Origin of the sequence: Leptospira sanjuanensis (assembly GCF_022267375.1) — a bacterium.
Classification (GTDB): domain Bacteria; phylum Spirochaetota; class Leptospiria; order Leptospirales; family Leptospiraceae; genus Leptospira; species Leptospira sanjuanensis.
This window is the reverse complement of record NZ_JAIZBH010000001.1, coordinates 3,798,289-3,812,496: the sequence shown is the minus strand read 5'-3', so window position 1 is coordinate 3,812,496 and position 14,208 is coordinate 3,798,289. Positions and strand designations below refer to the sequence as shown.

The following is a 14,208-nucleotide window of genomic DNA, read 5'->3' as shown; positions in this document are numbered from 1 at the left end:
CGGACCAATATGAAACTGAAAAAAACAAACATAACATTCTTACTTTTTGGAATATTATTTTTTTTGAATTTATCATTTTGCAAAAAAACAAGCAGTCCCGAGGGAATCGTGGATGAAAAGTGGAGAGAGGAATCTTCCGAACTTGTTTCCGCATATTGTCAAAAAATCGCGACCTGCGCAGAAGAAACTTCTTCCGAGCTCAAAGATTCTGCAAAATCGTTGGTTCAGGAAAGATTGAATCCGGCGAACTGCGCGGAAAAATTCCGCAAGTCGAACGCGTATCTGCTCGCGAACGAAAATCCGGAAACGATCAAACAAGCGGTCCGCGGTTGTTTTCAGGCCGCGGCATCCGAATCTTGTGAAAGAATTCGAAAAGGCGTTTTGAAACTTTCCGAAAATTGCAATCGATTGCAGATTATACAATCCAAACGTGAATAAAAATGCTGCGCGGTCTTAAACGGCTCAATCGTTACGATAAGAAGATTCTGAAAATTCTTAAATTGGGAGGCAAACTCGCGTCCTTAAGCCAAATCGGATTTTCCAGAAAAACCTCGGAGGGTTTTCGTTTTCCGATACAAGCCTTGCGAATCGGAACGGAGAAAGGCCTGAAAGAACATCCGGTCGGGATCGTTGCAGGAGTTCACGGTTTGGAGACGATCGGAATCTTGATCCTTCTGGATTTTTTGGAATACATTCTTCATCCCGATTCCACGGGTTATCTTTCGGAACTGAAAAAAGGAAAGTTAGGAATCGTAATTCTTCCGATCGTCAATCCCGGCGGCGTCGCTTTAAAACAAAGATCCAATCCGGCGGGAGTGGATCTGATGCGTAACTCCGGAATCGACGCGGTAAAACCGTTGCCCTTTTTCGGAGGTCAAAAAATTTCCAAACGTCTTCCTTACTTTCGGGGAAACGGATTGGAGCCGGAATCGAGAGCGTTGTTTCGCCTTATTCAAGAATCGTTCTTCGGGGTCGAGAACGCGGTCATCCCCGTTTTAGATTTGCATTCCGGTTTCGGAACCATCGACAACGTTTGGTGGCCGTACGCTTATACGAAAGAACCTTGTCCCGATACGGCTTTGTATCGAAAGATCGGAGATCATCTCAAAAATCATTGCGGTCATATCCATTTTCAATACGGACCCCAGAGCGAGACGTATACGACTCACGGAGATTTGTGGGATAAGTTTTACGATCACTATAGAAATTTTCATGCTGAGAATTCAGCCAACTGGAAATCGAAACTTCTTCCTTTGACTTTGGAAGTGGGAACTTGGTCGGACATAAAGGAAGACCCGTCAAAGCTTTTCCGCAAACGCGGCATTTTCAATCCCGCTTCGTTTAACAAAATCGAGACGGTCGGAAGGTATAGAGGATTTTTGCGGGACTTTGTCCGGCTTGCTTTGACCAGACCGAAGGATTGGGAAAGTTGATTCGGGCGCTTCTGCGCCAACATTTCGTATAACAAAAGTGCTACGATCGACGCGCAGACCAGGCTTGTTTCGGGCTTCGGCTAACGCCTTCGGTTGTCTCTCGCGAGACAACTGCTTTGCACCCTACACATCCTTAGCGCGGGGATCGTACAAGAAGAATCCGGCGGAACAAAACGAAACGATCTTTTGAATTCCGGATTCGAACGTTTCCGTTTCGGTCAAAAGACTGAGGACGATTCTTCCGCTATTCTTTTCTTCCGGAAAACCGAACATTTCTCCCGGATGAACATAAACTTTTCCTTCTTTTAATAAACGAAGTGAGACTTTTTCTTCGGGGAAGAATGTTTCGCTTTCTAAAACGCAATACCAACCTGAACTCGGAAAATCGCATCGAATCTTGGAAGAACGTTCAGGATCGCTCAAGGTTTGTTTTAAAAACGCGAGATTTCTTTGAATTCGTTTTAGGATCTGCGATTGAATCAAATTCTTCCATTGAAGCAAATCGGAAAGGACGTTTTGAACCGGGGTATTTACGGACAAATACGTATCCGATATCAATTCCAAATATTCTTTCGCTTTTTGTTTCCAAATCGGGGGACCGCTCAGTAGAATCCAGGAAAGTTTCATTCCGGGCAAACCGAGAATTTTGGATAAACCGTTTACGCTGATCGCGGGAATTTCCGAATCTAAAATCGTTTTATGAGATTCTTGGCCGTAAACGTAATCCGAAAAAACTTCGTCTATTACGATCGGTAAATTATAATTTTTGAATGTGTTTTTCATCGAAGCAAAATCGGATTCTCCGAAAATTGCTCCCGTGGGATTGTTCGGACTGACTACGAGTAAAAGTTTCGCCTTTGCCAGGTCTTTCGCTTTTAGATCGGCTTCCTTAAGTTTCCAGGCGTTTTCCTTTTTCGTAAAATAGGAAATCGTTTCAAGACCTTCCATCACGGAAAGAAATTCGAAGAGGGGATATCCGGGAGCGGGAATCAGAATCGAATCTCCGGGATCACAGAACAACTTAAACAAATAAGAATATGCCTCGGAAGAGGAGGAGGTTAGAAATAGATCTTCCGGATCGATTTCCAGCCCTTTCGACCGGTAGTAGTCGACGATTTTTTTTCTCGTTTCGAGATTTCCCTTCGGATCAGGGTGATAGGCGATCAAATCCGCCGTATAAAAGCTATGTCGAATCGCTTCGGTAGGATATTGGAAACCGGCTTGCGTAGGATTCGACGCGGTTAGATCGAAATAGGAAATTCGATTTTTCTGATAATGGGAAAGAACTTCCGCAAATTCGTTTTCTCCTTCCTGAAATGAAAACCGCGAACTGAAAGAGAGCGGCTCTTTCATGGGGAACCGCTTTTGAACTTTTGAATCAGAAATAGGATCAAGGAAATCAGAACACTGATCAAGATGGACGTAGTGAAAGGAAAGTAGAACTTAAAATTTTCCCGTTCGATTCGGATATCTCCCGGTAATTTTCCCAAAAACTCAAAAATAGAAATCTTACTTCCGTACAGAAATAGTAAACCCAGAAATAAGAACAAAGCGCCTAAAACGAGGAACGGTTTCGCGAAACTTTCCATATACGTTATCGATTCTAATTTTAAAGTTCGGGAAGTCAAGGAGCATTCGTTCGTTACAAAACGCATGCATCTTTTATGATGTGATTTCTATTTACGAATCGGGACCGCGTCGATCGTTTCGATTTGAATTCGAATGTCTTTTTCGGGAAGCAGAAACGGAATATACGTTTTTACGAACACTTCCCCGGAGCGGACGATTGCGACTTTTTCTTTGGACATCTCCATAAAGATCTTAAAATACATTTCCTTGACTCCGAATTTCAGTTTCGAAGTGGTTCCTTCCACGTAAAACGGATGCAGGGAATTCTTTTCGTAATAAATTCTTCCCTTAAAATGCCGAGTGGAAAGTTGAAGCGGACTGATCTCCACGACGTAACTCTGACGATTTTGAAAAGAAACGGGTCCGCTTATGCTGAAAAGATAATGTTCGTCGGATTGATCGTCAAAGATCGGATAGGTCGGAGAGGATTTTTCCGGTTCGTAATCTTTCGGCGGTAAGGTCACTCCGTTCTTGACGTAGTTTAATACGACCACTACGGGTCGGTCGTAGTAATATTCCACTTTTCTCGTTAAAACTTTGGAAACGGAGATTTCTTTTCCGGTCGAAGGATCGGTCTCGGTGATCGTAAGATTTCTTTTGTAATCGATTCCTTTAAACGAAGAGATCGACTTTCTCGAATTCTCCCTGATTTTTGCGAGGATCGGTTGTAGGTCTTCTTTGGCAAAGAGGCTCGGAGTTCCGAACCAAGTCAGTAAAATGGTAAAAAACAAAACTGCGACTTTTGTCCGTTGAAAGCGGCGTAAAAATTTCATAACTCTTTTCGGATAACGGAGCAAGATCTTAAGCCTTCCGTATTCGAATGCAAGAAATTATTTTACTAAGCCGCTTTCTTTCTTAAAATCGATCGCGTTTAATTTTCGAGAATGAATTTCGCAGCTTGTTTGCTGAAAGCCATTATCGTGTAACTTGGGTCCACCGAAACTCCCGTCGGAAACACGCTTGAGTCGGAAACGTAAAGATTCTTCAATCCGTGAACCTTATGTTTCCAGTCTACGACGGAACGCGACGGATCCTGACCCATTCTGCATCCGCCGGCCGGATGAGGAGCGGCCATCATCATGGAAGCGGGACTTAATTCGAGTTGATCTACTTTATCGATTTCTTTTTCGGAAAGAAGTTTTGTTCGTTTAAGATCCGGTAATAGAATCCACTTCGCTCCCGCTCGAAAATTCAACTGAACTTGTTTTCGAATGCAATCCTTAAGGAATTCTTTCGTAAGTTTTCCGAAGTTATACGTGACCGTACGTTTTCCGGAAGAACTTACGGATATGTTTCCAAGTTCCGAAGGAACGTCGTCGATCCAACCGATCGTTCCTCCCAGTTGCGGAAGTCGTTTCATAATTTCTCTGTGTTCCGTTCCGAATCCGGGAATCAAAGCGGCAAGGCTTCCGGGTTGAAGCTGATTTGCCATAATCAAAAATCCGCCTTCGATATAACTCCCGTCTTTTCGAAACCGGGCTAAACGAAATTCTTCCACTCCGAACGCGGAAGGAATGTTTCTCCATTGAACGATGGGTTCGTCATAAAACGCATGAACAAAGGGAGAAGGGTTAATCGCAAGATGTTCACCGAGTGCGGGAAGTTTTTTCTTCCATCCGTTTCTAAGTAAGAATGTGGAACTTCCGAATCCTCCGGCGGCGATCGCGAAGATCGGCGCCTCGAATTTTAAAGTGATTCCCGATTCTTTTCCTGATGGGCGATCGATCATCACCGCTTCCAGATATTCCACCGTGTTCCCTTTGAGTTCCAATCGTGTCGCTTTACAATCCGCATAGACATCCGCTCCCAAAGCCATCGCTTTCGGAATATGCGTCACCAATTGACTTTGTTTCGCTCCGTACATACATCCTTGCATACAATGCCCGGACTTTTGACAGTTCTTTCTTGCTTGAGGAACCGGATTCCCTTCCCAACCGAGGGACTTGCAGGCCTTTCTCACAAGCTGATTCATCTTATTATGATATTCTTCTTTGGCGGGGTGAACGTTTAAGGTTTCATCCAATTCTTTCCAATACGGATTCAGATCCTCCGGAGAATGAGCGTGAACTCCGTATTGTTCTTTCCAAAGATTGAGTCGATCATCGGGCGTTCTATAACTATCGGCCCAATAATGAATGGAGGCGCCGCCTACGTTTTTTCCATAGACGAGGTTGATGGTTCCAGTCGCATCCGTTGCCATGTTTCTTTCGGCGGAAACTTTTCCGGCCATATTGAGTTCATGATTATCGAATGTGCCGGTGTGATAGTAACCGCCTTCTTCGATGAGGACGACCTTCTTTCCGTTTTTGGAAAGTTCGTATGCGAGCGTAGCTCCTCCGCACCCCGTTCCGACGATGACAACGTCCGCCTTTACGGTTCTCGAATCTCCGAGGTTTTTCCATTCGTAAACTCGGCCGCTCATAATTCCCCCAGGATTTTTTTATAATAGATTCTGGATTCGCTTAATTTTTCGGGAGGATTACCGAACGGTCCGTCATACGAAATCGCTTTGAAGGAGGATTCGTGTCCGTAATATACCAAGAAGATCGGAAGTTTAAGATTTACTAATGCAGCTCGAACAATATCCGAATCGGTCGTTTCCTGCGAACGAAGAAAGTCCTTTCTGTCTTCTTCATTCATTCTTGAAAAACGGCTCCAGTATCCGCTGAACAGCGGAAGATATTCCAAAATTAGAATGAGGGACTTGAAGTCGTCGGAGATCGTCGGATCGACGAAAAAGAATTCTTCGTCGAGTCTGCGGATCACTTCGGTCTTTTCCAAATCGGGAAACCCTGGTTCCGCGGGTAATAGAGTTTGTGCGTAAGCGAGAATGAATTCGGCTTCCGATGAAGAGAAGAATAACGTCTTAGGAAGGGAGTCGTTTTTGGAACGGCTCAGAAAGATACTTCCGATTCCGATGCTCAACAATCCGCCCAACCCGAAACCGAATAGCTTACGTCTCGATATTTTTTCCGTCCATGCACTCATAACTTCGGTGAGTATCCTCGTGATGAAACGGGTGTCAATTCTGAAAAGGGGGTTGACGAAACAATCGTTCGATAAACTTTGTTAAGCATGGCCGATAAAAACGATAAAGTCAAACAGAACGCACCCGGTAAATATTATATCGATAATAGCTGCGTTCCTTGTAACGACTGTTTGGAAGAAGCGCCGATGCTTCTCAAATATACCGACGACGAATCCAAGGTTTATTTTCACAGACAACCCGCGAATCCGGAAGAAGAAATCGCTGCAAAGAAGGCGATGGAAATCTGTCCCGTGGAAGCGCTAGGAAACGACGGGGAATAAAATCAAAAACTTGTCGGATTTATGTCCGACAAGTACATCCGCTTTCTTTCTTTTTCCTCGATCCTTATTCCAGATTTCCGCAAATAGCCCTTTCCCTTCATTCTAAGGTTTAATTCTTTCGAAAGAACTGCTTACCAATGGCAGGCCGGCGTTCCGTTATTCCGCAATAAACTTCGCATAACGATTTCTTCCTTTGAAATCGAGCGTTCCATTGCCGATAAAAAAGGTAAAATTCTCCCTTCCCGATTCGTTATGGATTGTCTTTTATGAAATGGAACTTATTTTAAGGAAAACCTACGGTAGTTACATTGAACGACTTTGATATTCAATCGGCCGATATGTATAAATTTATCGTCGAGAAAAGTCCCGAGTTGATTTGTATCCACGAACCAGACGGGGTCTATCGATACGTAAGTCCTTCCGTAACATCGATGTTAGGTTATCAACCCGCGGAACTCATCGGAAAAAATCCGTACGATTATTTTAATCCTTTAGATCGGGAGAGAATCTTAAAGAATTCTCATGAACCGGTGCGTCAAGGCGATTCGATCGGAATGGTCGAATATCAATTCCTGAAAAAAGACGGAAAATACGTTTGGCTGCAGACGATTGCAAAACCGATTTACGACGATCAAGGAGAAGTGACCGCTCTTCTTACGACTTCCAGAGAATATCAAGGATTGAATACGATTCCGGATGAGACGGAAAAAAAACAGGCTCTCGACGACATCCGTCTTTCTGAGGAAAAATTCTTCAATGCGTTTTATTATTCGGGCGTCGGCATGGCTCTCGTTTCCCTGGAAGGAAAATGGCTCGAAGTAAATCCGAGTCTTTTGGAGATCATCGGTTATTCTCGCGAAGAGATTTTAAAACTCACGTTTCAAGACATCACACATCCCGATGATCTTATGGCCGATCTAAGTCTGCTTCAGGAAACGTTGGACGGAAAACGGGATACTTATCGAATGGAAAAGCGTTACTTTCATAAGAATGGAAGTACGATCTGGGTTTTATTGATCGTTTCGCTCGTACGGGATGTTCAAAAAAAACCGATGTTTTTTATCTCTCAGATTCAAGATATCACGGATCGTAAAAACATGCTTTCGGCATTGATTGAAAAAAACGAAACGCTACAGGCTTTGAGCAATCACCTAACGGAGAGAAATTCTCAGTTGGAGGAATTCAATCAAATCGTGTCGCACAATCTCAGGGCTCCGATCGGAAACATATTCACGTTATCCACAATGCTCCGCGAAAAAGACGGAACGGACAAGGACGAGCTTCTTGAATCCTTGGAAACAAGCGCCAAAGATCTGATGGTGACATTGAACGATATCGTAGAAGTGATCAAAATCCGGAAAAATCGGAACATCGATAAACAACTGGTTGCGTTCAAAGACGCTTTCGGTAAGGTGCAGAGTCTTTTATCCGCACAGATCAAAGAAATGGACGCCACGATCAGCGCAGATTTTTCGACCGCTCCCGAAATTCTTTATCCGCGAGTGTATTTGGAAAGTATTCTCTTGAATTTACTGAGTAATTCTTTGAAATATTCGGATCCGAGTCGAAAATCGGAAATTTCGTTCGTCTCATTTGTGGAGGAGAAAAAAGTCTTTTTAGTCGCTAGAGATAACGGATTGGGAATCGATCTTAAAAAGTATGGTCATCAAATCTTTAAGATGAATAAAACCTTTCATCGCGAAAAAGAGGGTCAAGGCATCGGGTTATTTATGACTAAGAATCAAATTGAGTCCCTCGGGGGCGAAATAACGGTTGAAAGTTCTCCGGGTAAAGGTACTACTTTCATCATCAATTTCAATAAGTATAATGATTTTGAACAACGGTAATATGAACTTCTGGTTGATCGATGATGATTCCATCTATATCATGATTGCAAAGCGATTCCTGGAAAAAGACGGCAGAGCCTCCAAGCTGCGTGATTTTCAAGACGGGGAAGTCGCCCTTCAAGAACTTCAAACGTTGAGTTCCGATCGGGAAGAACTGCCCGACGCGATTCTGTTGGATATCAACATGCCGTTTATGGACGGTTGGCAGTTTTTAGACGAATTCAAAAAAATTCAAGGCGACCTCGCGAAAAAAATCACGATCTTTATGGTCAGTTCCTCCGTGGATGAAAGGGATATCGTAAAGGCGAATTCTTTTCCGGAAGTAAAAGGTTATCTTTCCAAACCCCTCACTCAGGATCATATTCAAAAACTCTACAGCGATTTGGCGTAAAGCCTCACCCAATCCGACGTTTTTTTCAATGCAGTTTCTGTTTCAATCTTAGGTCGATACCCTAACAAGGATTTTGCTTTTTCGATCGAGACCGGATTCTCTCTTAAAATAAAATTCACTCCTTCTTTGGTTGCGGGCGGTTCTTTGCCGATTAACTTGCAAGCGGCACCCATCAACAGGATCAAACCTTTCAAAAACCAAGCGGGCGCGGACAAGGGTTTGGAGAGACCGGCGGATTCAGCAAGTCGATCAAAGTATTCGCGCCAGGTCATCGTAGTTCCATCGGTGATGTTGAAGGCTTCTCCCCAAGCTTGTTTTTCCAAGGCGAGAAGAGTTCCTTCCACAAGATTGTCAACGTAAGTCAGATTGATTCTTCCTTTGCCTCCGTTCGGAAGAGAGAAGAGTTTTTTCTTCATCAGTTGGATCGGACGTACGACCCAAGGACCGGAACCGGGGCCGTAAACGTCTCCGGGGCGAATAAAAAGAATCCCGAACTTGGGAGGATCGTTGAGTTTCAGTAAAGCGGATTCTCCTTCGATCTTGGTGATACAATACGGATTTCCTTCTCCTCGAAACGGACCTTGTTCGGTTACAAAGGGCGGGTAGGTGAATCCGTAAACCATTACGGAAGAATAATGGACCATTCCCTTGGCACCGGCCTTTCTCGCGATTTTTGCAAGTTCGACGGAAGAATATACATTCACTTTTCTGAATTCTTCCAGAGAACCGCCTTCGCGTACGATGGCCGCGGTATGAAGAACATAGTCCGATCCTTTTACCGCTGCGGCAAGCGCATTCGAATCGGAAGTGCTTCCTACGATTACCGTGAAACCTTGTTTACGGAGTTCGTCCGCGCGGACCGGATCGAGTTCGATGCCTCTGACTAGGATTCCTCTTTCGTGCGCGATTTCGGCGAGACGTTTCCCGATAAAACCGCCGATCCCTGTGATACAGACGGTTTTTCCCCGGAGGTTTTTCATTCTCCTTGGCCTAAGGAGAAGGCTCGTTTACCGTCGAAGTAATAGAGGTTTTCGGTTTTTACGGTATCGAAACCCGCCGCGTCGAGTTTCAAAAGAAGTTCGGCGACTTGTTTGTGAGAGATCGGATGATAGGAAGGATCTTCCTGTTTGATCAACGCTTCCTTGCTTACGAATCTGCATCTCCAGTGATCGATCAAAAACGTTTCCGGCTGACCGTCCGGATAAACCTTCACTCCGCGATTGGTGATGATTTTCAACGTCAGATCGTCGGATTGAGCCTTGAGTTTTTTGCCGAGTTCCTCCGGATCGTTTCCGATCCAATCCAGGAAGATATCGACTCCGACGAGATCCTTCTTTTGAATCGTTCTCTTATATTCAGGAATCGTAATTTTCTTCGCTTTTCCGAAGGAAACCGGTTTGAATTTTTCGGGAAGATATCCGAGATTTCCGATTACCGCTTCCGCGAATTCTTTGGTTCCGACTTTGATTCGGCTGACTCCGGGTTTGAAAATATCGCCCGTATGAATTCCCTCTTCGATCGTCAAAAGCCATGCGTTGTTGATTTTGGCTGCGATGTCCGGTTGTCCGATATGGACGAGCATCATCACTGCCGCATTCAAAAGCCCGGACGGATTTGCGAGATTTTTTCCTGCGATGTCGGGCGCGGAACCGTGGATCGCTTCGAACATCGAAACGATCTCTCCGATATTGGAGGATCCGGCCATTCCGACGGAGCCGGCGATTTGCGCTACAATGTCGGAGATGATATCTCCGTAGAGGTTTAACGTTACTACCACGTCGAAGTTCTGCGGTCTGTCCGCAAGATTGGCCGCGCCGATGTCGATGATCTGAGAATTCGCTTCGAGTTCCGGATATTCTTTCGCGACTTCTTTAAAGATATCGTGGAACAAACCGTCCGTCTGTTTCATGATATTGTCTTTTACCATCGCGGTCACTTTTTTGCGGCCGTAGGCGCGTGCGTATTCGAACGCGTAACGGATGATTTTTTCGGAACCTGGACGCGAAATGAGTTTAAGACATTGAACCGTATCGTTCGTTTGTCTGTGTTCGATTCCCGTATAAAGATCTTCTTCGTTTTCACGTATGATTACGATGTCGAGAGAGGGATGTTTCGTTTCGACGTACGGATATAGGGAGAAGCAGGGTCTAACGTTGGCGAACAAACCCAATGTGGTTCGAACTGTCACGTTTAAACTTTTGTAACCGCCTCCTTGAGGAGTGGTGATCGGCGCTTTTAAGAATACTTTCGTTTGTCTGAGAACGTCCCAAGCTGGCGGTTTGATTCCGGAAGAATGTCCTTCCTTATATACTTTTTCACCGATCTCGATTTCGATCGGATCGATTTTGGCTCCGGCCGCGTTGAGAATTTTGAGAGTGGCGTCCATGATTTCAGGACCGATTCCGTCTCCGTGTGCGATTGCGATTTTGGTTTTTTCGGACATTCTCGTCTCCTAATACTTCAAATAGATCGAGAATGGAATCAACGGTCAATTCCCTTCCGTAACGGGAAGAATGGAACCTGCAGAAAACGCCGAGGTTTTGACAAGTGAAATCGAAGTTGGATAGTTTGTCGGGACATTGATTTGCAGCTTCGGTTGAAGTGTGGGAACTCCTTCAAGTCGTGTCTCTCATTTTAGAAATGTAGGAACTACCACCGATCGTCGCATGTCTTAAGAATGTCCCGATAAAATGTAGGAACTCCATCAAAATCACTGCGCAATCATTTCGACAAACCGGGAAACTTTTCTTAGGAAGGTGTGGGAACTCCTTCAAAGCAGATTTTGCGCTGAGAGCTTGTCCTGAAACCGGGAAATAAATCTTAGTAGTTTCTACAATAGGCTTATAATCAGCTCTTTAGATTTTCGAAAACCTTTCTGCTGATTGAAAAACGCAGGAGTTCCCACAGTCTTCGATTTCGGGATAAACTTTTAAAAAAGGATAGTAGCCGCTTTCTTAAAACGAGAATTCGTTCAAAAAAACGAAAAAGGAAACATCGAATTCTAAGGTTGGAAATTTAAAGGACAAAAATCAGAGAGCGTTTGCAAGTCAAAATATCGAACGATCACTCGATTTCGAAATCCGATTCCGAATCCACTAAGAATTCTTCTCTGGAGTAGATCAACTCCATTACGTCGTCCATCCAATCCGGAGTTCCATGGTTCGGATCGCCGAACGGATCGTTGGCTCTGTACTGTTTCATGATTTCGCTGTGTTTTTGGAGCTGTTCCCGAGTGCTTGCGTTCATATTAGAATTGTCGGTTTAAAGAACCTTTTAATAACAGATTTCGGTAAGAATTAATAATTTCTTTCCAAAAAGTACAACCAAAAAATCGCTTATTTTTGATTCGTTTTAATCCGAAGTCGAAAAAATGAATCGAAAATCCTGAAATTAGAAAGGAAATCGGAGCCTAACGGACGTCAGACTGAATCGCTCGCGAGGCTCCGGGAAGGTTCAAAGTTTAGAACAATTCGTTCCCTTTGAAGAAGAAAGAAATTTCCAAAGCCGCGTTATCGTCCGAATCGGAACCGTGGACCGCGTTCGCTTCTTTGCTTTCCGCATAAAGAGCGCGAATCGTTCCCGCAGCCGCTTCTTTCGGATCGGTCGCTCCGATCACTTCTCTCCAATGAAGAACCGCGTTGTCTCTTTCAAGAGCCGCCGCTACGATCGGTCCGGAAGACATATAGTTGCAAAGGTCGTTGTAAAACGGACGGGCCGCATGCACTTTATAGAATTGTTTCGCGTCTTCGAGAGAAAGTTTCAGGTATTTTAAACCGAGGATCTTGAATCCTTCTTTTTCGATTCTCGCGAGAATGTTTCCGACGTGTTTGTTTTTTACTCCGTCGGGTTTGATCATGATGAACGTTCTGGACATTTTTTTTCCTTATTGAGAGAGTTTTTTAAGTAATGCTTTGCTGACGATCTCGGGAACTTGGTTACTCACGTCCCTTCCGTGTCTCGCCACTTCCTTTACGATCGTGGAAGAAATGAAGGAATATTCGCTTGAGGACATGAGAAACACGGTTTCCACATCCGGGGCTAATTTTTTGTTCATTAAAGAAATTGCATATTCGTAGTCGAAGTCGGTTACCGCTCTCAATCCGCGGATGATGCTCTTTGCCCCTACTTTGGTGCAGTAATCGACCGTGAGACCTTGAAACGTATCTATTTCAAGATCCTTGATGCCTTTGGTGACTTCGCGGATAAATCCGAGCCTTTCCTCGACGGAGAACAGCGTGGACTTATTCGAATTTACGGCGATCGCAATGATCACTTTGTCGAAAAGTCCCAAGGATCTCTGAAGAATATCCAAATGTCCGTTTGTCAACGGATCAAAGGAACCCGGATAAATCGCTAAGTGTTTCATTTTTTGCGTAGCCTAGCCGTTTCTTGAGCGGGTAATCCGTAGATGTTGATGAATCCTTCCGCGTCTTTCTGATTGTACAATTCCTCTTTTTCAAAGGTCGCCATTTCCGGGTTGTAAAGGGAAACGGAGGATTTTCTTCCCACAACGGAACAGGTTCCTTTGTAGAGTTTTACTTTTACGGTTCCGGTTACGTATCTCTGGGTTTCGGCGATGAACGCGCGGACCGCCTTCATTCTAGAGGAGAACCAATGACCGTTGTAGATCAGTTCCGCGAACTCGATGGACAATTTATCCTTATGATGCTGCGTGTCCCGATCGATCGTAATCGATTCCAAATCTCTGTGTGCTACAAATAACACGGTTCCGCCCGGAGTTTCGTAAACTCCCCTCGACTTGATTCCGACGAGGCGATTTTCCACGATGTCCACTCTTCCCACTCCGTGTTTGCCCGCGAGCGTGTTGAGCGTATCCATCACTTCGAGAGGATTCATCTTTTGCCCGTTGACCGCGACGCAGTTTCCTTCCTGAAAATCGAGTTCCAGATATTCGGGAGCGTCCGGCGCTTTTTCGGGAGAAGTCGTTAGGAGAAACATGTTCTCGTTCGGCTCTCTATAAGGATCTTCTAATATTCCGCCTTCATAAGAGATGTGCATAAGATTGCGGTCCATGGAATACGGTTTTTCCGCGGTGACCGGAACAGGAATGCCCTTCGACTTCGCGTATTCGATCAGATCGGATCGACCGCCGAAATTCCAGATTCTCCAGGGAGCGATGATCGTTTTTTCGGGAGCGAGAGACTTAACTCCGAGTTCGAAACGAACCTGATCGTTTCCTTTTCCGGTCGCTCCGTGTGCGAAGGCGTCCGCGCCTTCTTTTTCGGCGACTTCCACCATCGCTTTTGCGATCAGAGGTCTTGCTAAGGACGTCCCGAGAAGATAACGCATTTCATAAAGTGCGTTTCCTTGAATCGCGGGGAAGATAAAGTCGCGCGCAAATTCCAAACGGAGATCTTGGATATAAACTTTGGAAGCTCCGGTTTTGATTCCTTTTTCTTCCAGACCGGAAAGTTCTTCTTTTTGGCCTACGTCTGCGGTAAAAGCGATCACTTCGCAACCGTATGTTTCTTTCAGCCAGGTGAGAATTACGGACGTATCCAATCCACCGGAATACGCGAGGACGATTTTCTTAACAGGTTTGCTTTGCGCCATTCTGAGAACACTGAAAATCCATCGG

16 protein-coding genes are annotated in these 14,208 nt (G+C 44.7%); 5 read left to right on the top strand and 11 right to left on the bottom strand.

Annotation, left to right across the window (positions count from 1 at the left end):
• Positions 1-9 precede the first annotated feature (9 nt).
• Both LFX17_RS17245 and LFX17_RS17240 read left to right on the top strand, forming a co-directional pair.
• Positions 10-438 carry an LA_2478/LA_2722/LA_4182 family protein gene (locus LFX17_RS17245; RefSeq protein ID WP_238731330.1) on the top strand — a complete coding sequence of 143 codons (429 nt, stop codon included), beginning with the start codon at positions 10-12 and terminating at the stop codon, positions 436-438.
• Positions 439-440: 2 nt separating this feature from the next.
• The gene (locus tag LFX17_RS17240; protein ID WP_238731329.1) at positions 441-1,433 is read left to right on the top strand and encodes a M14 family zinc carboxypeptidase; all 993 of its coding nucleotides are present in this window, start codon (positions 441-443) and stop codon (positions 1,431-1,433) included.
• Positions 1,434-1,556: 123 nt separating this feature from the next.
• Here the strand turns inward: LFX17_RS17240 and LFX17_RS17235 are convergent, their stop codons facing one another.
• The 5 genes from LFX17_RS17235 to LFX17_RS17215 all read right to left on the bottom strand — a co-directional run bounded on the left by LFX17_RS17235 (position 1,557) and on the right by LFX17_RS17215 (position 6,050).
• A complete protein-coding gene (locus tag LFX17_RS17235; RefSeq protein WP_238747474.1) occupies positions 1,557-2,786 on the bottom strand; it encodes a pyridoxal phosphate-dependent aminotransferase in 1,230 nt (409 codons plus the stop codon).
• On the bottom strand, positions 2,783-3,022 hold the full coding sequence (locus LFX17_RS17230; protein ID WP_238731327.1) for a DUF2905 domain-containing protein: 240 nt from the start codon (positions 3,020-3,022) through the stop codon (positions 2,783-2,785). The genes LFX17_RS17235 and LFX17_RS17230 overlap by 4 nt, the downstream gene beginning before the upstream one ends.
• A gap of 87 nt (positions 3,023-3,109) precedes the next feature.
• A complete protein-coding gene (locus tag LFX17_RS17225; protein WP_238747472.1) occupies positions 3,110-3,835 on the bottom strand; it encodes a hypothetical protein in 726 nt (241 codons plus the stop codon).
• Positions 3,836-3,933: 98 nt separating this feature from the next.
• Entirely contained in the window at positions 3,934-5,484 is a 1,551-nt protein-coding gene (locus LFX17_RS17220; RefSeq protein ID WP_238747470.1) for an FAD-dependent oxidoreductase, read from the bottom strand.
• The gene (locus LFX17_RS17215) at positions 5,481-6,050 is read right to left on the bottom strand and encodes a hypothetical protein (RefSeq protein WP_238747468.1); all 570 of its coding nucleotides are present in this window, start codon (positions 6,048-6,050) and stop codon (positions 5,481-5,483) included. The genes LFX17_RS17220 and LFX17_RS17215 overlap by 4 nt, the downstream gene beginning before the upstream one ends.
• A gap of 87 nt (positions 6,051-6,137) precedes the next feature.
• On the opposite strand from LFX17_RS17215, the gene LFX17_RS17210 reads away from it, so the two are divergent.
• From LFX17_RS17210 to LFX17_RS17200, 3 genes are all read left to right on the top strand, one after another.
• Positions 6,138-6,371 (top strand): ferredoxin, encoded by a 234-nt coding sequence (locus LFX17_RS17210; RefSeq protein WP_238731323.1) that lies wholly within the window; start codon positions 6,138-6,140, stop codon positions 6,369-6,371.
• A 308-nt stretch (positions 6,372-6,679) separates the two neighbouring features.
• Complete coding sequence (locus LFX17_RS17205; protein WP_238731322.1) at positions 6,680-8,218, top strand: PAS domain-containing sensor histidine kinase; 1,539 nt, start codon at positions 6,680-6,682, stop codon at positions 8,216-8,218.
• 1 nt (position 8,219) lies between these two features.
• Positions 8,220-8,609 (top strand): response regulator, encoded by a 390-nt coding sequence (locus LFX17_RS17200; protein WP_118955159.1) that lies wholly within the window; start codon positions 8,220-8,222, stop codon positions 8,607-8,609.
• Here the strand turns inward: LFX17_RS17200 and LFX17_RS17195 are convergent.
• The 6 genes from LFX17_RS17195 to LFX17_RS17170 form a co-directional block, all read right to left on the bottom strand.
• Positions 8,591-9,589 (bottom strand): NAD-dependent epimerase/dehydratase family protein, encoded by a 999-nt coding sequence (locus tag LFX17_RS17195; RefSeq protein ID WP_238747466.1) that lies wholly within the window; start codon positions 9,587-9,589, stop codon positions 8,591-8,593. The two genes, LFX17_RS17200 and LFX17_RS17195, sit on opposite strands and share 19 nt — an antisense overlap.
• Positions 9,586-11,052 (bottom strand): NADP-dependent isocitrate dehydrogenase, encoded by a 1,467-nt coding sequence (locus LFX17_RS17190; protein WP_238747464.1) that lies wholly within the window; start codon positions 11,050-11,052, stop codon positions 9,586-9,588. The genes LFX17_RS17195 and LFX17_RS17190 overlap by 4 nt, the downstream gene beginning before the upstream one ends.
• A 620-nt stretch (positions 11,053-11,672) precedes the next feature.
• Positions 11,673-11,855 (bottom strand): hypothetical protein, encoded by a 183-nt coding sequence (locus tag LFX17_RS17185; protein ID WP_003005890.1) that lies wholly within the window; start codon positions 11,853-11,855, stop codon positions 11,673-11,675.
• 214 nt (positions 11,856-12,069) lie between these two features.
• Entirely contained in the window at positions 12,070-12,483 is a 414-nt protein-coding gene (locus tag LFX17_RS17180) for a nucleoside-diphosphate kinase (protein ID WP_238731319.1), read from the bottom strand.
• 9 nt (positions 12,484-12,492) lie between these two features.
• A complete protein-coding gene (coaD, locus tag LFX17_RS17175; protein ID WP_238731318.1) occupies positions 12,493-12,975 on the bottom strand; it encodes a pantetheine-phosphate adenylyltransferase in 483 nt (160 codons plus the stop codon).
• Complete coding sequence (locus tag LFX17_RS17170; protein WP_238731317.1) at positions 12,972-14,183, bottom strand: argininosuccinate synthase; 1,212 nt, start codon at positions 14,181-14,183, stop codon at positions 12,972-12,974. The genes coaD and LFX17_RS17170 overlap by 4 nt, the downstream gene beginning before the upstream one ends.
• Positions 14,184-14,208: the final 25 nt, after the last annotated feature.